Raw genomic sequence first — 24,398 nt, forward strand, 5'->3', positions numbered from 1 at the left:
GGCATCTCGGTACATCGAACTGTAATACTGCCGCCGGCACAACGACCGACAGCGCGTTACTTATCGTTCAGTTTCAACAGTCGTTCGGCATTCAGATACCCGACCTTATCCCTGTCTTCATTAGATATGGGAGCCATATCGAGAAACGCCCGCGTATTCTTATCGATCAGGAAAGGATAGTCTGCCGCGTATATAATGCGATCGGCGCCCACCGCTTCTATGGCATACCGCAACTGGGCATCGGAGAAAAACCCGCTGGGCGTGATATATATGTTGCTTTTATAGTAATCCGAAATCTTGCGGGGTAGCTTCATGGTCTTGCTCTGTTGGTCGTCGAGCCGGTTCAGATAGAACGGAACGAGCTCTCCCCAATGCCCTGAAATAATCTGAAGCGACGGCAATTCGTCGAATATTCCCGACATAATCAGCCGGAGCACCCCGATGCCGGAGTCTACATGCCAGCCGTATCCTGCCGTTGCAAACATCGCACTCGCCACCTGCGACCACTGTTCGTTTTGATAATAATACTTTGCCACGTCGCCTTTTATCGTGGCGGGATGCAGGTATATGGGCACTCCCAACGCAGTAGCACGCCGGAATACCGGCCTAAACTCGCGCTCATCGAAGAAACGTCCGTTGAATGTTCCCGACAGCATCGCCCCCTTTAAGCCCAATACCTTTACCGCCCGTTCCAACTCATCTGCAGCAGCCTGCGGATCTGCCATAGGCAGAAGAGCGAAACCGGCGAAGCGTGTAGGGTGCTTGGCAATAAGCCGCGCCAGCTCGTCATTGGCCTCCTTGCACAGTTGAACGGCCACTTTACGGTCGGTAATGTTCTGCGGACTGCCCGCACCATACGAAAGTACCTGCATGTCTACTCCCGCCTCGTCCATAAAGCGGATACGTCTTTCAGCCACATCCTCTATATCTTCGTTCGTCGGCAATACTATCTTCATCAACTCTTTCTGCGTTTCGCTCACAGGCGGAGTACCTCCGTTCTGCTTCGTCAGCCAAGCCATCACCTTTTTACCAATGTTCGGCAACGTGAAATGTTCCTCTATGGTGATGATTTTCTTAACAGGTTCCGCAGCCATATCGCCTTTTTTGAATATCAGAGGCATTGCTTCCGGAGCGAGCGGATAGGTATCGACCAAATCGAGCGACTTAACCATGTGCAACGTACCCTGCTTGTATCGCTGGAAATGCGCCGTTTCTATATGCGACTGATAAGCCTCTCGGTCTTTATAAATCTCCAAAATGCGAATTAGGTTTTTGTTACGCTTCACCTGCACAGGGTAGATGCAAACCACACCACGCTCGTTTCGTACCGATGTTTCACCAACTTCCCTCGACATCTTCAGGTATTCGTCCAAGTAATCGGGATAAACTTCGATCTCGGCAATACGCACAAGCATGCTGTCTTGCGCCTCTTTTGCACTCATTGTCATCGGAAATAAAATTAATAAAAATAATATGAATAAGTTCCTTTTCATTCTCTACTCTACAGAAAAAGAAACTGTCTGTAGACAATGGAAATATCTACAGACAGTTGTCAACGATTTATTTCTTCAGCTCAGCAAGTACAGCTTCACCAACACTATGTGCCGACTGTGGGTTCTGTCCGGTAATAACACGGTTATCGTTTACCGTACAATCGCCCCACGGAGCCCTACGCATAAAGATAGCGCCGCGCCCGACTATAGCATCTTCAAGTAAGTAAGGTACAACTTTCTCCGTACCGACAGCTACCTCTTCTGCATTGGTGAATGAACAAATTCTCTTATCCTTGATAAGATAATCGCCATTCTTAAGCTTTATATTCAGCAATCCAGACGGACCATGACATACGGCACTTACGATTCCTCCGTTCTCGTATATCTGCTGACCTATTTTTGCAAGCTCTTCATTATCGGCAAAATCCCACATCGTTCCTTGCCCTCCGGCATAGAAGATGGCCTTATAATCGGCGGGATTTACCTCAGACGGTTTCATTGTATGAGTTATTTTATCGTGATATTTGGCATTTTCCCAAAACTTCTTATTAACGGCATCCGTTAAATCAAAGCCGTCTACAGGCGCATTTCCGCCCTTCGGACTAACGAAATCTATTTCATATCCTGCACTTACCAGTACATCCCAAGGATGCGTTACCTCTGCAAGAAAGTAGCCGGTAGGTTCGCCTGTATCTCCTTTTTTATCATGGCTGGTTACCACAAATAATATTTTATCCATTTTATTCTGTCTCCCTATCGTTTAAAAAGATTTATCCGTCAGCGTGTATTCTACCCTATCGAAATAGGTATGTAGCGGCAATCGCTGCAGATACTCGCGCACCTTTGCCTCATCGGTCTCGGTGAAAACGAGGATAGCCCCCTTTGCTCCGTCCTTTACCAATAGGGTTTCCAATACACCGAGCTTCTTTAAATCTTCTGCAACTGCAAACTCTTTGGGCAATATTTCCTGCAAACCGGGAATGTTGGTCAACTCTCCAAATGTGTTCACTACTAATCTTTTTGCCATAATTACATTTTTTTAAAATTAATACTATTAGTCTTTCTATTGTTCAATTTCTTTGTTTGTAATGAATGCTTTTCTATTGTACACTCGTTACTCCATCGTGTGCTCCCACTCGCCGCGCGTATCTACGCCGGTTGCATCGGCAAGGGTTTCAAGCCGAGTTACCTCTTCAGCCGTCAGACGTATATCGGCAGCTCCGGCAGCTTCTACCACATGGTGCTCCTTAGTAGCCCCTATGATGGGATTAGTGCCTTTGGTAAGCGCCCACGCCAGTCCCACCTGCGAGCAACTGATGCCATACCTGTCGCCGATTTCTTTCATGGCATCGGTCAACGCCTGCAACTTATCGAGCACGGGGTTGTACTTCTGACCGCGGGCACTCTCTGCGGGTAACGGGTTTTCCTTGCTGTATTTCCCCGAAAGGGCACCCTGCTCGAGCACCATATATGCCCAAAACTTAATGCCATTTTCCCTGCAATAGTCGAGCACACCACCCTTTTCAGAAGAGCGATACAGCAACGAAAAATGGTTCTGAACGGCACTTATCCCGTAGTCGCCCGCAGCTTTAAGTATCTCGTTGGCACGCTTTATCTCTTCTATATTGTGATTGCTCACGCCTACTTGCCTTATCTTTCCGCTTTTCAGCAGAGGAATGAGCCCGGGCGTCCAGCGCTCTACATCCATCGGGTTATGAATCCAATACACATCTATATAGTCTGTACCGAGCCTTTTCAGCGAAGCATCGGCCATTTTCTCCACACTATTATCGTACATCTGTGCTATCTGCGGCGTGAACTTGGTAGAGAGAAAAATCTCATCACGCCTAACCGTCTTGGCAAACGTGCCGAGAATATCTTCCGATGCGCCCATGCCATAGGCAGTGGCCGTATCCCAAAGGTTCAATCCATGCAGCATGGCTGCGTCGAATACCGGCCTCAGAGTATCGATATCCGTGCTGTTTCCGAACACTTGATCTCCACCTGCGGCTCCTGCGCCCCACGCCCAAGTGCCCAATGCTATTTGTGACATTTCTTTTTTCATAAAATATAATCTTAATATCCGAGTGCAAAAGTAATTCAATTCTGCCGAACAACATGTACCGAAATTACAGTTAAAAGGATAAAAAATACGGTTTTAAGATTAAATATTACATAACCATCCGCCTGCAGCCGATGCACCTATTGCTTAAAAACATATCATCTAACGTAAACAAATATACCAGCTAAGCACCTTAGATGTATTATATGTGCCCTACACTTGTACCACGGCCTTCAGACAGAGGCGGAAAGTATCATGAAAAGAACGGTGCCGGACAAAGCGAACAACCGCCGTCTTTCGCCTTATCCGACACCACTTATATTAGAAACACATGCAAGACAGTCGCTGCATTTACCATTCCTGCCGCTTTTCGCACGGCACGAATACGCTACAAGTTATACGGAAAAATGAGAGAGATCAATATTTCCCGTCCACTCCATTCTCCTTTCTGATGCGCTCGATTTCCTTTTTCTCATTGGATATTTTTTCCTTAAGCTCCATCAATCCCTTATAAACACTTGCAACAATTGCAGGCTGTTCGGCACCCGGCTTGAACTTAATATCGGGATAAGGCACACCCACGTAACCCATGTTTTTACAGGTTTCGCCGGCTCGTTCTATTACCTGCACCCACTTATCTACATTGCCGCCGATATAACCGTTGATATATGTACCTGCCAGTTGGTTAAAGGAGGCGAAAGCCTGCCGCAATTCAAAGCCTTTATCCCCTATGCTTCCGACCTCTGCAAGCATGCCATTGAACACACGTGCACGGAATTGAGCGACATAAAACCAATAGGCGCTCTCTTCTTTTTCACCCATATCGTACAGACGGACAGCCAACACATAAAAGGCTTCTATGGGTACTTGGTCGAGATGTTCTTTCATCTGTCGGGCTGTTTCCAACAGGGCGACAGAAGTATTTTGCTTTAAAGCCTCGCTATATTTACCTACATTTATGACTAAACCTTCCGAATTGTACCACGGCATAATATAAATAGGCATACGAGATGCTGTTTTCGATGTGCACGAAACACCAATCAACAAGCATAAAGATGCGAACAATTTGCTGATAAAAGATTTCATAATCGGTTATTTTTTAGTTGTTTAGTAATGTTATGCGCTATTCGGAGCATTAACGGGAGCGATAAGGAGTTATCTTGCCTATCGCCTCAGAAGTAAATAAACAACGGCTGTATTGTTTGCAAACCGACCTTGTTTCGCCCGTGCTTCTATTTTCCGAGTTCGATACGGAACGTGGTTCCCTTGCCTGCTTCCGACATCTTAACGAAGATTTTGCCGTGATGATATTCCTCAACGATGCGCTTTGCAAGGCTCAACCCCAAGCCCCATCCGCGCTTCTTGGTGGTGAAACCCGGGCGAAACACATTGCGTAGGTCTTTCTTCCGGATGCCCTTACCCGTGTCCGTCACCTCAACGATGGCCTTGTCTTTAGCGTCTTCCACACGCAGAGTGATCGTTCCGCCCTCGCCGCCCATAGCATCGACGGCATTCTTCGACAGGTTTTCGATCACCCACTCGAACAACGAAGCGTTCAACTTGATAACAACGTCGTGATCGGGCAGGTCTTTTACCATCCTTACTGCTTTCGATGTGCGGCGATCCATATACTCCACGACATGCTCTACCACTTCGTTCAAGCTCGACGGAACGGGCTCAGGCACCGATCCGATCTTAGAGAAACGATCGGCAATCAGCTGCAATCGCTTCACATCTTTATCCATCTCGGGAATGAGTTTGTCGTGGGGATAGCTCTCTTTCAGTATCTCCGTCCATGCCATCAAGCTCGAAATAGGAGTACCGAGTTGGTGTGCCGTTTCCTTCGAAAGGCCCACCCATACCTTGTTCTGTTCGGCTCTTTTGGAAGTGAGCAGAGCAAATATGGCCACTACAACAAAAATCATAACCACTCCGAGCTGCACAAAAGGATAATAGGCAAGACGTTTAAGCATGAGAGACTCGTCGTAGCACACATCTATATAGTCGGCCTTGGGCCGATTACCGAGCATAATGCGGATGCTGCGGCCCGACTGTTTCATCCGCAGACCTATCACTGTGGCCTGTTGCAGACTATCGGCATAATTCTTGCCTGCCACGTTTACGTTGCGAAAGAACTGGGCATTACCGTCGGAATCCATCACGATAACGGGTATCGTATTATTCTCATTGATCACCTTGAGTACTAATCTCATGTCGGTAGACTCGTCGGCCATATTGAGTGTACGCATGGCCTCGGCCCACACTTCCATCTTATTGTGCTCCTCGACAGACAGGTCTCGGATGAGAAAATGAGACACCACAAGCGATGCCACAGCGATAATAACGGCTGCAAGCACCAAGAATATTTTTACTTGTCGGATGCGATCGGTCCATTGCATAACGTAAGAAAAACGTGCGAATACGGAATATATTGTGTCTGCATGCAACGAGAGCGAATGCTCCCCCAAACGTTTTTCGTTTATTTATCATAGGGAATGTTTGCATGTTCCGAATATTTTGTCGACATTTGCAGAAAGTAATGCCAAATCAAACGATATGGAGATCGACGTCAACACCCCTCTTGAGAACCCCAAACTTAAAGAACTGTTTGCCGAGTTCCGCAATGCTGGCGGAAGTGTCAACGACAGCACGTGCGGCATTATGGAGGCTATTGCCGAGGAATTTGTTATGAATGCGCACTTTCTGTCGGTAATAGAGATGTCTAAAGAACCCGAAAGAACTGAGGGAAACCATGTGGCGATACCCGCCGGAACCCATATCTCATACCTTATGGTAGGCCTTGACAAAAAGCCTTTCTTCCCTATCTTCATCGATTGGGAAGAGTTGTGGAAGTGGGAACATTTGCAGGGTAAGCACGTAAAAGCACAGATATTGAGTTTCGACGACTACGCTTCGCTGGTGCTCGACGGCGATGCCGAGGGTGTTGTCATCAATCCTTTCAGCGACAATTATCCCATCGATCGAAAAATGATTGCCCGATGGAAAGAGATGAAAGAACTGAAACTAACCGGACATACGCAGCACACCGTGCAGGAAAATGAAGAAGTGCTTATAGGTACACCCAAGGACTATCCGCACAAACTGGTCGATGCCATGGCCGAATACGCCAAGACCGATCCGCGTATCAAAGCGCTTTGGTTGCAATGGCTAAGCCGAGCGAGTGGAGACTCCTACCTGATTGTCGTGCGCTTCAAGGGCGAACGTTCGTCGATATTCAAAGGAATAGGTGATGCAGGCTCCCCTTATCTCGACGGCAAATATTTAGATATGGTTCCTTATAACGACGATTTCGGGCGTAAAGCAATTGATGGCGTGAAACCTTTTTACCGTAAAGAACAAAGTTTTTGGGACCGCCTGTTCGGCCGATAATGCCGCAGGAAGCCTTTTATTCACATAAATTCAACAACTTAAAACCATAACAATCATGAACAAGAACAAAGCTATTGCTATTGCATTTGCAGGTATCGTAGTCATCATCAGTGCATGGCTGCTCGCCAAAGGAGTAACGAATTTCAGAGAAGAAAAAGCGAAAATCCATGTTACTGGCTTGGCCGAAAAACAAATTACCAGTGATCTAATCGTGTGGGACATATCGATTAGTGCTAACGGGAAAGACCGTAATACTGCTTTCAACGAATATAAGCGGGTGGCAAAAATCATGCGCAAATTCCTAACAAGCAGCGGAATTGCCGACACATGCATATCGACAAACAGCGTCGATCTTACGGAACTTACTAAAGAAATATACGATGCAAAAACAAAACATTATCTTACTGTCAGCAATGGATATTCGGCATCGCAGACATTCACGGTAAGTTCGAAAGACATCGATACGGTAGAAAAGGTTTATCAAAATATCTCTGAACTCTACAATCAAGGCATCTCCTTCAGTAGCAGTTCACCTCTCTATTACTATACCAAGCTGAATGAACTGAAGATGGAGATGCTTGAAAAGGCGAGCGCCAATGCCTATGAACGCGCACAGATCATCGCTAAAGGCAGCGATGCATCGGTAGGTAAGCTCATTTCATCATCGATGGGCGTCTTTCAAATCGTAGGTCTGAACAGTGACGAGGAATACAGTTGGGGCGGAACATTCAACACCTCGAGCAAAGAAAAGGTAGCCAGCATCACGCTAAAAACTGCCTACAAAATAGATTAACACACTCCCCGTTCAATATAAAGCAAAAAAATTAGAAGGACATACGAACCTGACAAATTGAAAACGACGTTATTGAACTTGGATTACAATATCCCGATATCGCTCGACTACAATATCTATTGCTGACTTATCAACTCTATTAATGATAAGTTTCGGGTATAAAGAGGAAGAATACAATTAAATAAAAAAGCGGGCATGCCGATGTTTCGACATGCCCGCTTGTATTTTATATCTCCCCATAAAGGATTATTCAGCACGCAACGTAAAGCGCTTGAAAGCGATTACAGTAAGATCCTTGCCGGCTTGTTTCAGATACTCGGAAACGGTAAGTTTAGAATCTCCGATAAATTCTTGGTTCACCAAACAGTTCTCCTTGTAGAACTTAGCCATACGACCGTTGGCGATATTCTGGATCATTTGTTCGGGAAGATTGGCAGACTTTTGCTCTGCAGTCTCTTTCTTCAGCGTGCGGATGGCTTCTGCATCGGCCTCCGTAATGTTTCCTTTGCGGATTCCTTCTTCAAGATGTTCCTCGCTTTCCGCAATATAAGCGTTGTATCCGGCCTTCTTGATGGCAGCCGCAACGGCTTTCTCTATCTGTTCTTCTTTCGTTTTCTGTACCGCAACGGCAAATTCTTCCTCCTTTACTTTAGCAGGAACAGACGCCTCATCCAGAGCTACAGGGTTCATTGCTGCAACTTGCATGGCCACTTGATGCCCCTGTTCTTCAGCAGGAGCAGAGAGTTGAACCAAGGTACAGAGCATGTTGCGGTTCATATGATTGTAACAATAGATATTATCTCCCTCAAGATAATTGTACCCATCGAGCTCCATCTTCTCACCTGTAATGCCCGAACGAAGCTTTACAGCGTCGGCAACCTTGGTGCCATCGGCAAGCGTAAGTTCCTTTACTTCGTCAAGACTCTTAGCCTTAACGGCGAGAGCTGCATCGAGTATGTCTTGTGTAAGTTTGATGTAATCCGCACCGTTAGCCACAAAATCGGTTTCACACTTCAATGCAATCATTGCACCAAAGCCATTCTTGTAGTCTACAAGTACACAACCGTTCGAAGTCTCACGGTCGGAACGCTTTGCTGCAATAGCCAATCCGCGTTCACGAACGAGTTCGATTGCCTTTTCTATATTACCATCAGCCTCGGTAAGTGCTTTCTTGCAGTCTGCCAAACCGGCACCTGTAAGCTTACGGAGTTTCTGTATTTCAGCGATTGAAACAGCCATAATGTATCTTCCTTTTTATTGTTTAAAATTGATTATTTGATAGAAAATAAAAACAGGGATTACAGACAAACGATTGATGAAACCACTAATCGCTGTCTCATAATCCCTATTCTATACTTATATTATTCTGCAGCAGGAGCTTCGTCCTCTACAGCTTCTGTCTTTACTTCGGCCTCGTCCTCCGCTTTAACTTCGGTCTTAGCTTCTGTTTCTGGAGCATCTTCCTTGTCTTTACGAGCTTTACGAGCACGTTTTGGTTTAGTATCAGCAACTTCTTCAGCCTGTTCTGAAGCTGCTTTTTCGTCGGCTTTCTCCACTTTACGTTCTTCAAGACCTTCCGCAATTGCCTGACAACAAGCGGTAAGAATAGCATCTACGCTATCTTTAGCATCGTCGTTTGCGGGAATAACAAAGTCGATATTGTTAGGATCGGAATTGGTATCTACCATTGCAAATACCGGAATACCCAAACGATTAGCCTCCTTAACAGCGATAGCCTCTTTCATAACGTCCACTACGAACAGCGCCGAAGGCAAACGGGTAAGATCCGCAATAGAACCAAGGTTCTTCTCCAACTTAGCACGTTGACGTGTAATCTGAAGCAATTCGCGCTTTGAAAGGTTGGCAAACGTACCATCACTCATCAGTTTATCAATGTTCGTCATTTTTTTGACTGCCTTACGAATTGTGGGAAAGTTGGTGAGCATACCGCCCGGCCAGCGTTCAATCACGTATGGCATGTTAACAGAAGCAGCCTTATCGGCCACGATATCCTTAGCTTGTTTTTTAGTAGCGACGAACAATATCTTCTTTCCAGACTTGGCAATCTGCTTTAATGCCTCCGCTGCCTCGTCTACCTTAGCCACGGTTTTGTTCAGATCGATGATATGAATACCATTACGCTCCATAAATATATAAGGAGCCATGGCGGGATTCCACTTGCGGCGAAGGTGTCCGAAATGGCATCCTGCCTGCAGTAATTGGTCAAAATTTGTTCTTGACATTGTCTTTTTTCTTGTTTAATGTTTACTTTCTTTTTGAATTCTTTTTAGAATCAGCCCGCAGGTAATCATACTGACGAGATTAACGCCAAACGAGTCCGGCAGGTTTAGATACTAAACTGTTCAGTAAAATCGGGCATCTACAATCGGTAATGGGGATAAAAATTTCATCCCTACCGCTATCGATTGTAAATCTTCGATCGTATTAACGCTTACTGAACTGGAAGCGACGACGAGCTTTAGGACGGCCCGGTTTCTTACGTTCAACGGCACGAGAGTCGCGTGTGAGGAAACCGTGATCTTTCAAATTCTTCTTGTCTTCCGCATTTACTTTTACGAGGGCGCGAGCAATAGCGAGGCGTAAAGCCTGACTCTGACCGGTAAATCCGCCACCGTCAAGGTTAGCCTTGATATCATATTTTCCCTCTACATCGAGAAGTTGCAGTGGTTGTTTCACCACATACTGCAGGATGGCAGACGGGAAGAACGTTTCTAAATCTCTTTTATTGATAGTGATCTTACCTGTACCTTCCGAAAGGTAAACACGAGCTATAGCACTCTTACGGCGACCAATTGCATTTATTACTTCCATTTCTACGATTTATTTATACTGGTTAATATCGATTGTTTTCGGCTTCTGAGCCGCTTTATTGTGCTCTGTGCCTTCAAACACATACAGATTATCTACCAAAGAACGACCGAGAGGACCTTTGGGTAACATACCTTTAACGGCATGACGAAGTATCTTCTCTACACCATTCTTGGTCTTACGAAGTTCTTCCGGTGTATCGAAACGCTGCCCACCGGGGTAACCAGTATAATGGGTATAAACCTTATCTGTTTCTTTTTTGCCGGTAAATCTCACCTTAGCGGCATTGATAATGATTACGTTGTCTCCACAATCTACGTGGGGTGTGAAGTTCGGTTTGTACTTTCCGCGAAGCAACTTGGCAACTTTAGAGCAGAGACGACCTACAATCTGGTCGGTAGCATCGATAACCACCCACTCCTTCTTTACCGTTTCTTTGTTAGCAGAAATGGTTTTGAAACTTAAAGTGTTCATTTTAAAATTTAAATTTACTACTAAAAAACGTTTTTAATCTTATACTTGTACGAGCGATTCCCTAACCGCAACACTCGGCCAAAAGTGCTGCTATTAACACGTCCGCACAGGGGACTCTAAGTTCATCCCCGAAAATAATCGGTCTGCAAAAGTACGTATATTTTTCAGATTAGAGTACTGTATAAGATACGCTTAAAACCAATTTTATAAATAATTAACCATTTTAACGTCGTTAAACTACCGTGTTATATGGATAACATTTCCTAACAACGAACTGTTTTATACCCTGATATGTTGTACAAAATGTAAGAAACGGGCTACATCCTCGGATCAATGTTCGTAGAAAGAATTTTTATTACGCAACTCAGATGTTAGGTTTGTATCTTTCACCAATATCTGCACATGCCTGTCATGCCGCGATATTCTTATACTGTTGATACCTTTCACCGGCAATTATTCCATGATTTACTCGTATTCTTTGTCAGACCTAATCGATCGGAGAATAGGATTGAATATAAAAAGCCTTACATACTTCACACCTTCGAAGACCACATTTATTCTTCATTCTACGATAAGGTATATTTTGTACAACCATACTGTACGGTCAATACAAATTAGGTGTACACTCTTTATTTAATAGGAATAAGGCAAATAAAAGATATGTTTATAAGCTACATTTCATTATTGTAAAAACTACAAAAATATTTTCCCCGTCGAACAAAATTACTTATCTTTGTTCCTGAATTGGTTTGCGAGAGTCGGTATCTTACGCCGCAATTAAAAGAGAACGGGGTGTAAATCCCCGACAGTCCCGCTGCTGTGAAGCTCTTTATGTATATTCCAACACAAGGAACGCCACTGCATATCACAACAACACACAAAGAAGATATGTGGGAAGGCAGGAACATACAGGAGTAAGTCAGAATACCTGCCATTCATCAAAGGCTGCTTTCGCTCGTGGGTTAGCGGGCAGTACGAAAATCATATTCTATTAAATATATTCATATTTCTCATGGAAATTACCAAGAGGAATGGTTCTGTGGAACACTACGATAAAGAGAAAATCGCCACAGCCATTCGTAAAAGCTTCATCAGCACAGGCAATTCTGTGGCCGACACGGAACTTTATGCCATAGTGGCCGCAGTAGAAAACGTGATTAACACCCATGCCGACAAACGCAATGTGGAGAGCATACAAGACGAAGTGGAGCGTAAACTCATGGAAAAAGGGTTCTATAACGAAGCCAAAAGTTACATTCTCTTCCGTTGGAAACGTACTGAACAGCGTAAAGCGCTCAATGCAATTGCAGAAGAAATAGGAGATACCGCCATCGCAGGGATATTGAAAGGTATTGCAAACGACTTCTACGGCAACGAATACGGCATTTCTGCATTATCAGAAAAGTTCAATAGCTTCAGCAGGGCGGGCATGAACGAGGATAATAAACTATCGGCACTCATCAAAGCCGCTGTGGAAATGACCACCGCAGAGGCTCCCAATTGGGAATTTATTGCAGCCCGTCTAGCCTCATACCAGCTGAATAAAGATATCAGTACTTTCGAAGAAACCGAAGGCATACATTCTCTATACGAAAAGCTGCGCTATCTTACCGATGAAAAACTGTACGGCGACTATATTCTCAAGGCCTATTCGGAGGAAGAAATTACCGAGGCTGCTGCTTTTATCGTACCCGAACGCAACAATCTGCTTAACTATTCGGGCATCGATCTCCTTATCAAACGTTATCTTATACGCACCTATTCGCACCGACCTATCGAGAGTGTACAGGAGATGTTTCTCGGTATTGCACTTCATCTTGCCATGAACGAACGCCACGAGCGTATGGTATGGGTAAGAAAATTCTACGACATGTTAAGCCTGTTACAGGTTACAATGGCCACGCCTACCCTATCTAACGCCCGTAAACCGTTTCATCAGTTGTCGAGTTGCTTCATCGATACCGTGCCGGATAGCTTAGAAGGCATCTTCCGAAGCCTTGATAACTTCGCTCAAGTGAGCAAATTCGGCGGCGGGATGGGCTTATATTTCGGCAAAGTGCGGGCTGCAGGGGGAAAGATACGGGGCTTTAAGGGAGCTGCAGGGGGCGTAATACGCTGGATGAAGTTAGTTAACGACACGGCAGTTGCCGTAGATCAGCTGGGTATGCGTCAAGGTGCGGCGGCTGTCTACTTGGATGTATGGCACAAGGACCTACCTGAATTTCTGCAACTTCGTACGAATAACGGCGACGACCGTATGAAAGCGCACGATATCTTTCCCGCTGTATGCTATCCAGATCTATTCTGGAGAATGGCCGAAGAAGACATCAATCAGCAGTGGTGCATGTTCTGTCCTAACGAAATCATATCAGTAAAAGGGTACAGTCTCGAAGACTATTATGGCGAGGAGTGGGAAAAACGATACCGAGAATGTGTAGACGACCTGCGTATTTCGCGTCGTGTGATGAGTATAAAGGATATCGTACGCCTCGTATTGCGCTCGGCAGTAGAGACAGGTACGCCGTTTACCTTTAATCGAGATATCGTAAACCGTACTAATCCAAATGCTCATCGCGGCATGATATATTGCTCTAATCTCTGTACGGAGATCGCTCAAAACATGTCGGAGATAGAAACCGTAGCTAACGAAATACGTACAGAAGAAGGTGATACCGTTGTTGTAAGAGCAGCAAAACCGGGCGATTTCGTGGTTTGTAATTTGGCCAGTCTGTCATTAGGGCACCTTCCGTTGGAAGATGAAAGTAAAATGAAGGACATTGTATCTACTGTTGTACGCGCCCTCGACAATGTAATAGACCTCAATTTCTATCCGCTTCATTACGCCCGCATTACCAACCATCGCTATCGCAGCATCGGTTTGGGGGTGAGCGGCTATCATCATGCACTCGCCGTGCGTGGCATCAAGTGGGAAAGCGAACGCCATCTCGAATTTATGGACCAAGTGTTCGAACGCATCAACCGTGCCGCCATCGAGGCCAGTGCCGACCTCGCAGCAGAGAAAGGAGCATATACTTACTTCGACGGAAGCGATTGGAAGACCGGTAAATACTTCACCAAACGGGGATATATGTCGAAAGAGTGGCAACAGATTGCCCGAAAAGCAGCGCAAGGTATGCGCAATGCTTATCTTTTGGCTATCGCCCCTACCAGCAGCACAAGTATCATAGCGGGAACAACTGCAGGTGTCGATCCTGTGATGAAGCGCTTTTTCCTCGAAGAGAAAAAAGGAGCAATGCTTCCACGTGTTGCTCCTAACTTATCCGACAAGACGTATTGGGCATATAAAGGGGCCTATCTTATCGATCAAAAATGGAGTATACGGGCTGCCGGCATACGGCAGAAACATCTCGATCAGTCGCAAAGTGTCAACCTTTATATTACTAACGACTACACCATGAGACAGGTTCTCGATCTGTATCTCTTGGCATGGAAGAGCGGCGTAAAGACACTGTATTATGTACGCAGCAAGTCGTTAGAGGTAGAAGAATGCGAAAGTTGCGCATCATGAAAGAATAAATTCACCGATATTTTAAACCATATAACTATATATTATTATGTGTAATAACGAACTAAAACGTAATGCTCTCTTCAATCCGGAGGGAGATACCGACTTACGTCTGCGCCGAATGATCGGCGGAAATACCACCAATTTAAACGATTTCAACAACATGCGTTACCCTTGGGCAAGCGACTGGTACCGGCAAGCCATGAACAATTTCTGGATTCCGGAGGAAATCAACCTTGCACAGGATACCAAAGATTATCCGCGACTCGATAAAGCCGAGCGCGCTGCATACGACAAAATTCTAAGCTTTCTTGTATTTCTCGACTCGCTGCAAAGCAACAATCTCCCTACTATAAGCGAATACATTACGGCCAACGAAGTAAACCTATGCCTCCATATTCAAGCGTTTCAAGAGTGTGTACATAGCCAGAGTTACAGCTACATGCTCGATACGATATGCAGTCCCGAGGAACGTAACGACATTCTTTATCAATGGAAAACCGACGAACACCTGCTCCGACGCAACACATTCATAGGGGATTGTTACAACGAATTCCATGAGAAACGCGACAAATTCTCGCTCATGAAGACTTGTGTAGCCAATTTTATTCTCGAAGGCATATACTTTTACAGCGGTTTCATGTTCTTTTACAACCTTAGCCGCAACGGTAAAATGTCGGGATCTGCACAAGAAATCCGTTATATCAATCGTGATGAAAACACGCACTTATGGCTGTTTCGCAACATATTGCAGGAACTGAAGAAAGAAGAACCCGAGATGTTTACGCCCGAAAAGGTAAAAGTATATGAAGAAATGATGCGCGAAGGCGTGCGTCAGGAAATAGCATGGGGGCAATATGTCATCGGTGACGAGGTGCCGGGACTGAATACCAAGATGGTTTCCGATTACATTCATTACTTGGGGAACCTACGTTGGCACAGTTTAGGCTTCGGGTATCTCTACGACGAAAATATCCAAGAACCGGAAAACATGAAGTGGGTATCGCAGTACTCCAATGCCAATATGGTAAAAACAGACTTCTTCGAAGCCAAGAGTACGGCTTACGCAAAAAGCACGGCATTGGAAGATGATCTCTAACGAGCTATGACCTCTTTCAACAAGGCAGCCACTTCGTCGGCGCAACGTTCATCATTGAACTCCCGTTCGGCAAGCGTTCTGCCTCGTTGCCCCATCTTGCGAGCCTCCTCGGGGTGTTCTTGTATGTAAGTTATAGCTTTCCGCCATCCTTCTTCATCGCCATATGCAACAGAGATACCGCATCCCTCTGCTTCAAGATTTACGGGCATTTGCGGATTACGACTGCATATGACAGGCAGTCCTAATGCTATGGCTTCTACGACTGTTGTTAACCCCACGGTGTATTTGGTCTCCATACAACAGACCACAACACATGCGGCTCGGTTTACTTCAAGTGCCAGTTCGTAGGGCAACAGGCCTTGGGGATAATGAATGTGCACATTGTCTCGTATCTCCATAGAGCGGAACAACGTCTCGTAATCCACCTCTCCGTTTTTCCTACCTATATATATATCCAGCAGCGCCTCTGTCGTATAAGCGGCATTGAAAGCCCGAACAAGCGTTTTCATATCGCGCATTTCCTTGCCTGTCGAGATAAAACCTTTGCGTTTTTCATGCCGTGCAAGAATGCGGTCGTAGAAACCTAAATCGGCTCCCCAATGCCCCAGATGCATACGTTCGGGCCGCACTTTACCGACTTTCAGTGAGTCTTCTATCAATTTCCGCGAGAAGAAAAACATCTCATCGATACCTTTATAGAAAAACTTTCCTAAAAATTCGCGCCATATCGATTGCGAATGTACGACGGGCTGATGATGCCAAATAACGATAGGTTTACGGTACAGGCCCAACGCACGCAGAAATATGAGCGGTTCTATTCCTCTGTAATGCGTGGCATATATGGCATCGAAATGCTCGCGCCGCATAAGTATCTGCCATAGATTATAGATCATCATGTGCCAACGCGCCATTCCGAGCCTCGACCGATGCCACACAACACCGATACCGTGGCGCTCTAATTTCGTTGCACCATACAGGAAATGCGGCGGGAATTCCCCTTTTTCCATCCTTTTCAGGATATATTGTATATCTTGCGTGTGGTAAAAATAGACTTTCATACGGCAAAAATACACAAAATCGCTGTAATATTTGCAGGAAATCGGAAGTTTAACGCAATTCGGCTTGATTATTAGGGCTATACGGTGTAAATCGCAGCAAATCCGCCACCTGCCACGAGGCAGGAAAATGCGGATTATTGAAACAGAAATGTTTTCAAATCGTTACCCGAAAGCAGGATAATTACCTCCGCTAAAGAGGAGAAAAACAGCGGTTTTCCGTGCATCCGTTGCTGTTGCTCTATTGCTCTATATTTTGCATAGCAGGGTTAGGCTCTTTCATGTTTAATTTTGCAACCAAAAAGAAAAGACAATGGCAAGAAGCACATTCAAGGTGCTGTTCTATGTGAACGGCAGCAAGGAGAAAGACGGCATCGTCCCCATCATGGGACGGGTTACAATCAACGGCACGGTGGCTCAGTTCAGCTGCAAGCGCACCATCCCAAAGGAGTTGTGGGATGTGAAAGGCAACAGGGCGAAAGGCAAGAGCAGGGAAGCCATCGCCACCAACCTCTCGCTCGACAACATCAAGGCGCAAATCATCAAGCACTATCAGCGTCTTTCCGACCGTGAGGCGTTCGTCACGGCGGAGATGGTGCGCAACGCCTATCAGGGGCTGGGCAGCGAGTACGACACCCTGATGAAAGCGTTCGACAGGGACTGCGCCTCTCTGTTCAAGCGTGTGGGTAAGGACAGGAGCATGGGAACATACAAGGTGATGCTCAGGGCGAGGAACAACACGGCGAGGTTTATCCGCCACAAGTACAACCGCAGCGACATGTCGATGCTGGAACTCACCCCCGACTTCATCAGGGACTTCGCCGTGTACCTCAGCACGGTGAAAGGAAACAGGAACGCCACGATATGGATAAACTGCATGTGGCTCAAAGGCGTGGTGATGCGTGCGCACTTCAACGGCAAGATACCGAGAAACCCGTTCGCGCAGTTTCATATCAGCCCGAACACGAAGGAGCGTGCGTTCCTCACGGAGGACGAGTTGAAGACACTGGTTTCGCACGAGTTCAAGGACAGCCATTCCGCCTTCGTGCGTGATTTGTTTGTCTTCGCCTCCTTCACCGCCCTTTCCTTCGTGGACTTGAAGGAACTCACCACCGATGAGATTGTGGAGGTGAACGGCGAGAAGTGGATACTTGCAAAAAGGCACAAGACACAGGTGCCGTACCAAGTGAAACTGCTCGATATACCCTTGCAAATCATCGACAGATACCGACCGTTCCAGAAGGACAACTCCATATTCGGGGACATCAACTACTGGACGGTCTGCAAGAAGCTCAAAAAAGTCATCAGCGAGTGCGGGATAACAAAGGACATCTCCTTCCATTGCGCAAGGCACGGCTTTGCGACATTGGCTCTGAGCAAGGGCATGCCGATTGAGAGCGTGAGCCGTGTACTCGGACACACGAACATCGTAACCACACAACTCTATGCGAAGATAACCACCGAGAAACTCGACACCGACCTCTCCATGCTCGGCAGCAAGCTCAACGCCTCATTTGGCAATATTAAGATGGCATGACAATGAAAGGGAAAGACATAAGCAGCAATGCCCGTCGAATAATCACGATAGACGAGCACGGGAACATCGTCATACCCAACGGCGAAATATGGATGGGCGAGTTTGAGATTGCCGACCTGTTTGGCGTGTTCGGACATACCATCCACACGCTGGTCAAGAAGATATACAGGGATGGACTGCTGCACCCCTGCACGGCAGAGAGGAACATCAGGGTGGCGGAGGGTCGCTGGCTTGATGCGTACAGCCTTGAAATGGTCATAGCCCTTGCGTTCCGTATCAGGTCGCAAAGGGCAAAAAGGCTTTGGGAGCATGTCATCGCAATGCTGAACGAACGGCACGAAAGGTTTGTCATGCTCCTTCCTGCACGGGCAGGCAGTCCCTGCTGAAACGCCTTGACAGAGGTTTATAGAGGTTTATCCCCTTGTGTCGATGGGGGAAATAAACCTTTTTCTTTTTGGGTGGTTGAAGGGCAGGGATAACAGTTAGGGACGAGTCGTATAGGACTGCCGAGAAAAGAAAAACATACCGAACACAACTTCTTTTATTTTGATGAATTGATGAATATTGATATAATATGATTGAATATCAAGCGATTGCAAGTTCATCAACATATCATCAGACGCTTGCGAACGATGAAAGAAAAAGGCATTTTCCCTTTTTCAGCAACCCTCGACAAATCCTGCAAAATTATCCTCCTGTTCCCCTCAATTATTGCTCCGCACCTCCCTGCTTTCCCCTGTTTTTATTCCATTCCGTTTTTCTTTCACCGTTCCGCGCCATTCTTCACAAGTAGTTTTCCGAACGATGTCCGTAACTTTGCACGATGCTATATATCAACCATTTAAGCAAGAAAGAAATGGATAAGAAAAACAATGACGGGCTGCTGGAAGATATGCCCGAAAAAAGAAAAAAGGACGGGGCTTTCGTCCGTGTGGGCACAACGCTCTACAAACTTGCAGACATGCCTCTTGTCGGAGGCGGTTTTGTAAGGAAGCGCATCGTGTGGAACAACGAGACGCTCCGTCAGGACTACGGCAGGGACTATCTGGCGACCGTCCCGAAGTATGACGGTTTTTGCACCGTCCCCGACCATGTGAACTATCAGCCCGTAGTAGGCAGTTTCCTCAACCTCTACGAGCCGACGGGGCATCATCCGAAGCAAGGTGTGTTTCCCCATATCGAGGCATTGGCAAGGCACATCTTCGGGGAGCAGTACGAACTTGGCATGGACTACCTGCAACTACTCTACCTGCAGCCCATAGAGAAACTGCCCATCCTGCTGCTCGTATCAGAGGAGCGCAACACGGGCAAGAGCACGTTCCTCAACTTCCTCAAAGCCCTCTTCGGGGGCAATGTAACCTTCAACACCAACGAGGACTTCCGAAGTCAGTTCAACTCGGACTGGGCAGGGAAACTGCTCATCCTCGTGGACGAGGTGCTTCTCGACCGCAGGGAGGACAGCGAGCGGCTCAAGAACCTCAGCACCACCCTTTCCTACAAGGTGGAGGCGAAGGGCAAGGACAGGGATGAGATTTCATTCTTCGCCAAGTTCGTACTATGCTCCAACAACGAACGTCTACCCGTCATAATCGACACAGGAGAGACACGCTATTGGGTGAGGAAGGTGGGGAGGATAGAAAAGGACGACACGGACTTCCTGCAAAGGGTAAAGGAGGAAATACCCGCCTTCCTCTATTTTCTCCAGCACCGCACGCTCTCCACGAAGAAAGAGAGCCGCATGTGGTTCAGTCCCGAACTCATCCACACGCAAGCCCTGAGCAGGATTATACGGAGCAACCGTAACAGGACGGAGGTGGAGATGGCGGAAACCTGCCTTGAAGTCATGGACTGCATGAAAGCGTCCGCTTTCTCTTTCTGCATCAACGACATGCTCCTTCTGCTGAACTGCGCAGGCTGCAGGACGGACAGGACGCAGGTAAGGCGTATCGTGCAGGATATATGGAAACTCACTCCTGCCGAAAACACGCTCACCTATACGACCTGCCAGCCGAGCTATGACAACATGCGCCCATATACGGAGATTAGGCGCACGGGGCGTTTTTACACCATCGGCAGGAAGCAGTTGGAGGAAATGCAGGGATAGAGGAATCGGAAATGATGAAACTCCACTTTGACAAGCGGCTTGATGAGGGCATGATGAAAGCATATTATGTTGATTTCCAGATTATTGGAACGACATTCATCAATTCATCAGAATTTTCATCACTCCGACTTCGGTGGGAAACGGCAGTGGCATTACAGGCTGAAACGGAACAGGCAAGACACGCTGATATAAGCAACAGAAAAAGGCAGTCACGGCAAGCCGTGCATTCTGTATTTCCAAGCATGCAGGGTATTCAGATATTCGGGTGCAGTCCAAGTATGCCTTCGGAGAAACAAGTCCAATCGGCAGCACCGATGGAGAAACCGTGGGGACTTCAGGTTATAAGGGAAAGAAGTGGCAGGGGCAAATGCCCACGTGGTAAGCACGGGAAGGATATTTTCAAAAGAGAAAATACCGTAGCTTATTAGGGGATTTTCCTCACGCTTCACTCCGTGTCCGCTGAAAATCTCCCAATAAGCCAACGGGGTTGCACCCCTCTGGACACCCCTGCCGAGCCTGTCGGCATAAAGAAACGAGCAAGCCGAAAGGAAGTCTTTCCTCCTTTCAACGATTGTCCACCGACCGTATCTAAGGACATCAAGGCAACGAAAACAAGATAATGACAACATCTAAAAAAGACAAAAGGATATGGGATATTGCGTATTGCATTTGGAAAAGGCAAAGGGAGCCGACAGCGGAATGTCGGCTCACATCGAGCGCACCATCGTGCCGAAGAACATAGACCCTACGAGAACGCACCTCAACCGTGAGTTAATCAGGTTTCCCGACGGTGTGTGCAACCGCACGGCTGCCATACGCCACCGCCTTGACACGGCAGGGCTGAAACGCAAGATAGGGAAGAACCAAGTACAGGCAATCCGCATCGTGCTGAGCGGAACGCACGAGGATATGGAACGAATGGAAAACGAAAGGAGGCTCGGAGAGTGGTGCGACGACAGCGTGGCGTGGCTGAGAGAGACCTACGGGGCGGACAACCTCGTGTCGGCAGTCCTGCACATGGACGAGGAAACACCGCACATCCATGCCACCGTAGTGCCGATAGTGCAGGGTGAGCGCAGGAAGCAGAAAAAGGAAGAGAAGGCAAAGCGCAGGTACAGGACGAAAGCGACAGCCCCACGCCTCTGCGCAGACGAGGTGATGAGCCGTGCCAACCTCATCAGGTATCAGGACACCTACGCCGAACACATGGCGAAGTACGAGCTGAAAAGGGGTGTCAGGGGCTCGACAGCCAAGCACCTCTCCACGCATGAGTATTACCGCAATCTCATCACGCAGGGCGAGGACATACAGGAGAACATCGCCAACCTGCTGGCAAGGGAGGCGGAAGCACGGTGCATCATCGAGGAGGCGGAGCAAGCCAAAATGGAACTCGCACGCATCAAGGCGGAGAAAAAAACGGTGGAACTGAAAAACTCAGCTACCAAGACCGCCACAGCAGCACTCAACGGCATCAACTCCCTGTTGGGCGGTAATAAAGTGAGCAGGCTTGAAAGCGAGAACAGGCAGTTGCATGGTGAGGTGGCGGAACTGAAAGAGAGCATCGGACAGATGCGCACGGATATGCAGAAAATGAAGGAAAGCCACGTCGCCGAGCGGTTGCGGGCATCGGAGCAGCATCAGCGTGAAATCGGCAATCTCAGGCGCATCATCGACAAGGCAAAGGAATGGTTTCCCATGCTTGCCGAGTTTTTCCGTATTGAAAGGCTTTGCCGTTCGGTCGGATTGTCAGAGAGACACACGGACGAACTCCTGCAAGGCAAAGTACTCGTTGTTACGGGGAAACTGCATTCTGATGAGTACAGGCGTTCGTTCGCCGTTGAGAAGGCACGCTTGCAGGTGGGCAGGGAGGAAAGGGATGGCAAGACCGTACTCGACCTGCTCGTGGACAGAGTGCCGATTGCCCGTTGGTTTAAGGAGCAGTGGGAGAAATTCAGACATTTGTCCGTCCATTCCTCCCAAGAGAACAGGAGCAAGGGAGTGAGGCTGTAACCGTGCCTCCGCATGCTCCACTTCCTTTCCTGCATCTCACTCCATGACTTTCTCAGGCAAGGTTGCTTCCTTATAAGTCATTTCCGCCATGATATGCTCTTCCATGTCGTGTTCGTCAAGAAAGACGGGACAGATGAATTTCTCTTCATTCGGAAGAAGTCCGAGCCTGCCTAATCTCCCGAGTTTTTCCAAAGCCTCTTTCTTGTTTTTCCCTGTCAAGGTGAAATCACGGACAATTCCCTGTTTCTTGCTTTGCAGGCGCAAGTTCGTCGGAACGCCGTCTTTCATGACAATCTCATATACGCCCGAGAGAACGGCAGGACTGACATACCGATAGAGAGTGGGCTTGTAACGGCACAGATAAAAAGAATGCGCTGCGTTCTGGACAAGGAAAAGTCCCGAAACTCCGCTTCCTATTGACCATACAGGGTCTGAGCCTTCGTGAATTTCCAGTAACAGATAAGGCGGGAGGACTTTAACGGTCAGTTGCTGTCTTTCCTTTGTGAGGTTGTCGGTCAGTGAGACCTGAAATTCTCCCACTTGCAGGGCTTGGATTGAAAGAACACCTACATGCCCTGCCTGTTCGGGAGTTCTCGCATAGGCAATTCTAGCATAGTCCTTAAACGCATTGGAATTGCTTATCTGCAAGTCTCCACTGCCACTCGTGATGAACACACGGAGCGTAGAGCCTTGCATGATTTCCCTATAAGGTTTATCCAATTGAAAAGAAGATTTCCTGTCCTCGTCTTGGGGATTGGAACAGGACGCGCATGCCAGCAGGAATGCCAAGAACAATAAAACAAAACAAGCTTTACGGTGTGCCATATTTACATCTTTTTTAGTCGTACCTCGCAAATATACGAATTTTCCCGCCATTCCGCAAACGAAAGAGCGGAAACTTTGGGTTGCACTCGTCCATATCGCATTGCCATATAATCATTTATAGGTATTTTTCATGGTAACGAATGAAACATGCGGTCTTATTCCATGATTATTGCTACCTTTGTCGTTGAAACCATAACACCCCTAAAATAAGATGCAGTCAAGACAACTTAACCGAAGACAGTATTTCAACGAACTCGCAACCACAAGCGAGAAGTATTTCATTCCTTACATCAAGCGGTACAGGCAGGTAGGGAAAGGCACGAAAGTGTTGGAGATAGGCTGCGGGGACGGTGGAAACCTCCTGCCTTTCTCACGCATGGGCTGCGATGTAGTGGGCGTGGATATGGCAGAGGGACGGATAAGGGACGCAAGGAAGTTTTTCCAAGAGAACGGAGCAAAAGGGCGTTTCATCGCCTCCGATGTGTTCCTGTTGAAGGAACTCAGGCATCAGTTCGACCTGATTGTCTGCCATGATGTGATAGAGCATATCGACGACAAGGAGGAATTTATGCACAAGTGTAAACAGTTGTTAAAAACCCGGGGGGTAATTTTCATGTCCTTTCCTGCTTGGCAGATGCCTTTCGGTGGGCATCAGCAGATATGCCGAAGCCGCTTCCTCTCGCACCTGCCTTTCTTTCACCTGCTTCCGACGAGATTGTATGAGCGGATATTGAGGGCTCGGAAGGAAGACGAGGGATGCGTCAGAGAACTGTTGAACATCAAGAAGACCAAATGCCCGATAGAGTTGTTTGAGAGGACGATGAGAAAGGAAGGCTTTGAAGCCATTGACAGGACTTTCTATTTCATCAATCCGCATTACGAGGTGAAATTCCACCTGCGTCCCCGAAGGCTGTACGCCGTGATAGGGGCAATTCCATATATCCGCAATTTCTTCACAACATCGTGTTTCTACTTCTTGAAATCGGCAGGGGAATAATTTTTTCCTTGCCTTGAAAAAATAAAGCAAAGAGTAGAATTGTTCGGGAATAATCATTATCTTTGTCGGAGATAAAGAGTTCTTTGCAAGCAAAACAAAGCAGTACACAGCAAATGGAACGGTTGCCAAATCGTTACCCCAAAATCAGCCAATCGCACAAGGTGCCCTTGTATAAAGGATTGTCGCTATTCTATCCAAAGTTAC

At 46.9% G+C, this 24,398-nt stretch carries 22 protein-coding genes and 1 riboswitch; of the genes, 10 read left to right on the plus strand and 12 right to left on the minus strand.

Annotated features, from left to right (window positions below; all coding sequences use genetic code 11):
* Positions 1 to 56: 56 nt before the first annotated feature.
* The 6 genes from BN3912_RS01495 to BN3912_RS01520 form a co-directional block, all read right to left on the minus strand.
* Entirely contained in the window at positions 57 to 1,442 is a 1,386-nt protein-coding gene (locus BN3912_RS01495; protein ID WP_230204609.1) for an amidohydrolase family protein, read from the minus strand.
* Between the two features lie 118 nt (positions 1,443 to 1,560).
* The gene (locus BN3912_RS01500) at positions 1,561 to 2,232 is read right to left on the minus strand and encodes a type 1 glutamine amidotransferase domain-containing protein (protein ID WP_023983840.1); all 672 of its coding nucleotides are present in this window, start codon (positions 2,230 to 2,232) and stop codon (positions 1,561 to 1,563) included.
* Between the two features lie 21 nt (positions 2,233 to 2,253).
* The gene (locus BN3912_RS01505; RefSeq protein WP_023983841.1) at positions 2,254 to 2,520 is read right to left on the minus strand and encodes a hypothetical protein; all 267 of its coding nucleotides are present in this window, start codon (positions 2,518 to 2,520) and stop codon (positions 2,254 to 2,256) included.
* 87 nt (positions 2,521 to 2,607) lie between these two features.
* The gene (locus tag BN3912_RS01510; RefSeq protein ID WP_023983842.1) at positions 2,608 to 3,558 is read right to left on the minus strand and encodes an aldo/keto reductase; all 951 of its coding nucleotides are present in this window, start codon (positions 3,556 to 3,558) and stop codon (positions 2,608 to 2,610) included.
* 414 nt (positions 3,559 to 3,972) lie between these two features.
* Entirely contained in the window at positions 3,973 to 4,560 is a 588-nt protein-coding gene (locus BN3912_RS01515; RefSeq protein ID WP_036859474.1) for a hypothetical protein, read from the minus strand.
* A 227-nt stretch (positions 4,561 to 4,787) separates the two neighbouring features.
* Positions 4,788 to 5,954 carry a sensor histidine kinase gene (locus BN3912_RS01520; protein WP_036859301.1) on the minus strand — a complete coding sequence of 389 codons (1,167 nt, stop codon included), beginning with the start codon at positions 5,952 to 5,954 and terminating at the stop codon, positions 4,788 to 4,790.
* Positions 5,955 to 6,111: 157 nt separating this feature from the next.
* Between BN3912_RS01520 and BN3912_RS01525 the strand changes: the two genes are divergently transcribed.
* Together BN3912_RS01525 and BN3912_RS01530 are read left to right on the plus strand one after the other, a co-directional pair.
* A complete protein-coding gene (locus BN3912_RS01525; protein ID WP_023983846.1) occupies positions 6,112 to 6,945 on the plus strand; it encodes an enhanced serine sensitivity protein SseB in 834 nt (277 codons plus the stop codon).
* A gap of 55 nt (positions 6,946 to 7,000) precedes the next feature.
* Complete coding sequence (locus BN3912_RS01530; protein WP_023983847.1) at positions 7,001 to 7,738, plus strand: SIMPL domain-containing protein; 738 nt, start codon at positions 7,001 to 7,003, stop codon at positions 7,736 to 7,738.
* A 246-nt stretch (positions 7,739 to 7,984) separates the two neighbouring features.
* Here BN3912_RS01530 and tsf read toward each other — a convergent pair whose 3' ends face one another.
* The 4 genes from tsf to rplM form a co-directional block, all read right to left on the minus strand.
* Positions 7,985 to 8,977, minus strand: a complete 993-nt coding sequence (gene tsf, locus BN3912_RS01535; protein WP_023983848.1) for a translation elongation factor Ts — start codon at positions 8,975 to 8,977, stop codon at positions 7,985 to 7,987.
* Positions 8,978 to 9,099: 122 nt separating this feature from the next.
* The gene (rpsB, locus tag BN3912_RS01540; RefSeq protein WP_023983849.1) at positions 9,100 to 9,981 is read right to left on the minus strand and encodes a 30S ribosomal protein S2; all 882 of its coding nucleotides are present in this window, start codon (positions 9,979 to 9,981) and stop codon (positions 9,100 to 9,102) included.
* 202 nt (positions 9,982 to 10,183) lie between these two features.
* Positions 10,184 to 10,570 (minus strand): 30S ribosomal protein S9, encoded by a 387-nt coding sequence (rpsI, locus tag BN3912_RS01545; protein WP_004368751.1) that lies wholly within the window; start codon positions 10,568 to 10,570, stop codon positions 10,184 to 10,186.
* A gap of 9 nt (positions 10,571 to 10,579) precedes the next feature.
* A complete protein-coding gene (gene rplM / locus BN3912_RS01550; protein WP_004368753.1) occupies positions 10,580 to 11,041 on the minus strand; it encodes a 50S ribosomal protein L13 in 462 nt (153 codons plus the stop codon).
* A 728-nt stretch (positions 11,042 to 11,769) separates the two neighbouring features.
* A riboswitch (cobalamin riboswitch) is annotated at positions 11,770 to 11,991 on the plus strand.
* Positions 11,992 to 12,053: 62 nt separating this feature from the next.
* On the opposite strand from rplM, the gene BN3912_RS01555 reads away from it, so the two are divergent.
* Both BN3912_RS01555 and BN3912_RS01560 read left to right on the plus strand, forming a co-directional pair.
* The gene (locus BN3912_RS01555) at positions 12,054 to 14,570 is read left to right on the plus strand and encodes a ribonucleoside-diphosphate reductase subunit alpha (protein WP_023983850.1); all 2,517 of its coding nucleotides are present in this window, start codon (positions 12,054 to 12,056) and stop codon (positions 14,568 to 14,570) included.
* Positions 14,571 to 14,616: 46 nt separating this feature from the next.
* Positions 14,617 to 15,666 carry a ribonucleotide-diphosphate reductase subunit beta gene (locus BN3912_RS01560; RefSeq protein ID WP_023983851.1) on the plus strand — a complete coding sequence of 350 codons (1,050 nt, stop codon included), beginning with the start codon at positions 14,617 to 14,619 and terminating at the stop codon, positions 15,664 to 15,666.
* On the opposite strand, the gene BN3912_RS01565 is transcribed toward BN3912_RS01560, so the two are convergent.
* Positions 15,663 to 16,724: a glycosyltransferase gene (locus BN3912_RS01565; protein ID WP_023983852.1), complete on the minus strand. Its 1,062-nt coding sequence runs from the start codon at positions 16,722 to 16,724 to the stop codon at positions 15,663 to 15,665. The genes BN3912_RS01560 and BN3912_RS01565 overlap by 4 nt on opposite strands.
* A 310-nt stretch (positions 16,725 to 17,034) precedes the next feature.
* Between BN3912_RS01565 and BN3912_RS01570 the strand changes: the two genes are divergently transcribed.
* The 5 genes from BN3912_RS01570 to mobV all read left to right on the plus strand — a co-directional run bounded on the left by BN3912_RS01570 (position 17,035) and on the right by mobV (position 22,372).
* Complete coding sequence (locus BN3912_RS01570; protein WP_004341056.1) at positions 17,035 to 18,258, plus strand: site-specific integrase; 1,224 nt, start codon at positions 17,035 to 17,037, stop codon at positions 18,256 to 18,258.
* Positions 18,255 to 18,644, plus strand: a complete 390-nt coding sequence (locus tag BN3912_RS01575) for a virulence RhuM family protein (RefSeq protein ID WP_004341058.1) — start codon at positions 18,255 to 18,257, stop codon at positions 18,642 to 18,644. Before BN3912_RS01570 ends, BN3912_RS01575 begins: the two co-directional genes overlap by 4 nt.
* A gap of 506 nt (positions 18,645 to 19,150) precedes the next feature.
* Positions 19,151 to 20,362, plus strand: coding sequence for a primase-helicase family protein (locus BN3912_RS01580; protein ID WP_036881910.1), 1,212 nt, complete (start codon positions 19,151 to 19,153; stop codon positions 20,360 to 20,362).
* Positions 20,363 to 20,373: 11 nt separating this feature from the next.
* On the plus strand, positions 20,374 to 20,790 hold the full coding sequence (locus tag BN3912_RS01585) for a hypothetical protein (RefSeq protein WP_064972250.1): 417 nt from the start codon (positions 20,374 to 20,376) through the stop codon (positions 20,788 to 20,790).
* A gap of 220 nt (positions 20,791 to 21,010) precedes the next feature.
* A complete protein-coding gene (gene mobV / locus BN3912_RS01590; RefSeq protein ID WP_004341065.1) occupies positions 21,011 to 22,372 on the plus strand; it encodes a MobV family relaxase in 1,362 nt (453 codons plus the stop codon).
* Between the two features lie 36 nt (positions 22,373 to 22,408).
* Here mobV and BN3912_RS01595 read toward each other — a convergent pair whose 3' ends face one another.
* Entirely contained in the window at positions 22,409 to 23,197 is a 789-nt protein-coding gene (locus tag BN3912_RS01595; RefSeq protein ID WP_064972252.1) for a hypothetical protein, read from the minus strand.
* Between the two features lie 211 nt (positions 23,198 to 23,408).
* On the opposite strand from BN3912_RS01595, the gene BN3912_RS01600 reads away from it, so the two are divergent.
* Positions 23,409 to 24,194 (plus strand): class I SAM-dependent methyltransferase, encoded by a 786-nt coding sequence (locus BN3912_RS01600; RefSeq protein WP_064972251.1) that lies wholly within the window; start codon positions 23,409 to 23,411, stop codon positions 24,192 to 24,194.
* Positions 24,195 to 24,398 lie beyond the last annotated feature (204 nt).

Origin of the sequence: Prevotella phocaeensis (genome assembly GCF_900065875.1) — a bacterium.
Lineage (GTDB): Bacteria > Bacteroidota > Bacteroidia > Bacteroidales > Bacteroidaceae > Prevotella > Prevotella phocaeensis.

Excerpts from the sequence above, each read along its gene's own strand:
- BN3912_RS01495 (WP_230204609.1), bottom strand. The coding sequence starts at position 1,442 with ATGAGTGCAAAAGAGGCGCAAGACAGCATGCTTGTGCGTATTGCCGAG.
- BN3912_RS01500 (WP_023983840.1), bottom strand. The coding sequence starts at position 2,232 with ATGGATAAAATATTATTTGTGGTAACCAGCCATGATAAAAAAGGAGAT.
- BN3912_RS01505 (WP_023983841.1), bottom strand. The coding sequence starts at position 2,520 with ATGGCAAAAAGATTAGTAGTGAACACATTTGGAGAGTTGACCAACATT.
- BN3912_RS01510 (WP_023983842.1), bottom strand. The coding sequence starts at position 3,558 with ATGAAAAAAGAAATGTCACAAATAGCATTGGGCACTTGGGCGTGGGGC.
- BN3912_RS01515 (WP_036859474.1), bottom strand. The coding sequence starts at position 4,560 with ATGCCTATTTATATTATGCCGTGGTACAATTCGGAAGGTTTAGTCATA.
- BN3912_RS01520 (WP_036859301.1), bottom strand. The coding sequence starts at position 5,954 with ATGCAATGGACCGATCGCATCCGACAAGTAAAAATATTCTTGGTGCTT.
- BN3912_RS01525 (WP_023983846.1), top strand. The coding sequence starts at position 6,112 with ATGGAGATCGACGTCAACACCCCTCTTGAGAACCCCAAACTTAAAGAA.
- BN3912_RS01530 (WP_023983847.1), top strand. The coding sequence starts at position 7,001 with ATGAACAAGAACAAAGCTATTGCTATTGCATTTGCAGGTATCGTAGTC.
- tsf (WP_023983848.1), bottom strand. The coding sequence starts at position 8,977 with ATGGCTGTTTCAATCGCTGAAATACAGAAACTCCGTAAGCTTACAGGT.
- rpsB (WP_023983849.1), bottom strand. The coding sequence starts at position 9,981 with ATGTCAAGAACAAATTTTGACCAATTACTGCAGGCAGGATGCCATTTC.
- rpsI (WP_004368751.1), bottom strand. The coding sequence starts at position 10,570 with ATGGAAGTAATAAATGCAATTGGTCGCCGTAAGAGTGCTATAGCTCGT.
- rplM (WP_004368753.1), bottom strand. The coding sequence starts at position 11,041 with ATGAACACTTTAAGTTTCAAAACCATTTCTGCTAACAAAGAAACGGTA.
- BN3912_RS01555 (WP_023983850.1), top strand. The coding sequence starts at position 12,054 with ATGGAAATTACCAAGAGGAATGGTTCTGTGGAACACTACGATAAAGAG.
- BN3912_RS01560 (WP_023983851.1), top strand. The coding sequence starts at position 14,617 with ATGTGTAATAACGAACTAAAACGTAATGCTCTCTTCAATCCGGAGGGA.
- BN3912_RS01565 (WP_023983852.1), bottom strand. The coding sequence starts at position 16,724 with ATGAAAGTCTATTTTTACCACACGCAAGATATACAATATATCCTGAAA.
- BN3912_RS01570 (WP_004341056.1), top strand. The coding sequence starts at position 17,035 with ATGGCAAGAAGCACATTCAAGGTGCTGTTCTATGTGAACGGCAGCAAG.
- BN3912_RS01575 (WP_004341058.1), top strand. The coding sequence starts at position 18,255 with ATGACAATGAAAGGGAAAGACATAAGCAGCAATGCCCGTCGAATAATC.
- BN3912_RS01580 (WP_036881910.1), top strand. The coding sequence starts at position 19,151 with ATGCCCGAAAAAAGAAAAAAGGACGGGGCTTTCGTCCGTGTGGGCACA.
- BN3912_RS01585 (WP_064972250.1), top strand. The coding sequence starts at position 20,374 with ATGATGAAACTCCACTTTGACAAGCGGCTTGATGAGGGCATGATGAAA.
- mobV (WP_004341065.1), top strand. The coding sequence starts at position 21,011 with ATGGGATATTGCGTATTGCATTTGGAAAAGGCAAAGGGAGCCGACAGC.
- BN3912_RS01595 (WP_064972252.1), bottom strand. The coding sequence starts at position 23,197 with ATGGCACACCGTAAAGCTTGTTTTGTTTTATTGTTCTTGGCATTCCTG.
- BN3912_RS01600 (WP_064972251.1), top strand. The coding sequence starts at position 23,409 with ATGCAGTCAAGACAACTTAACCGAAGACAGTATTTCAACGAACTCGCA.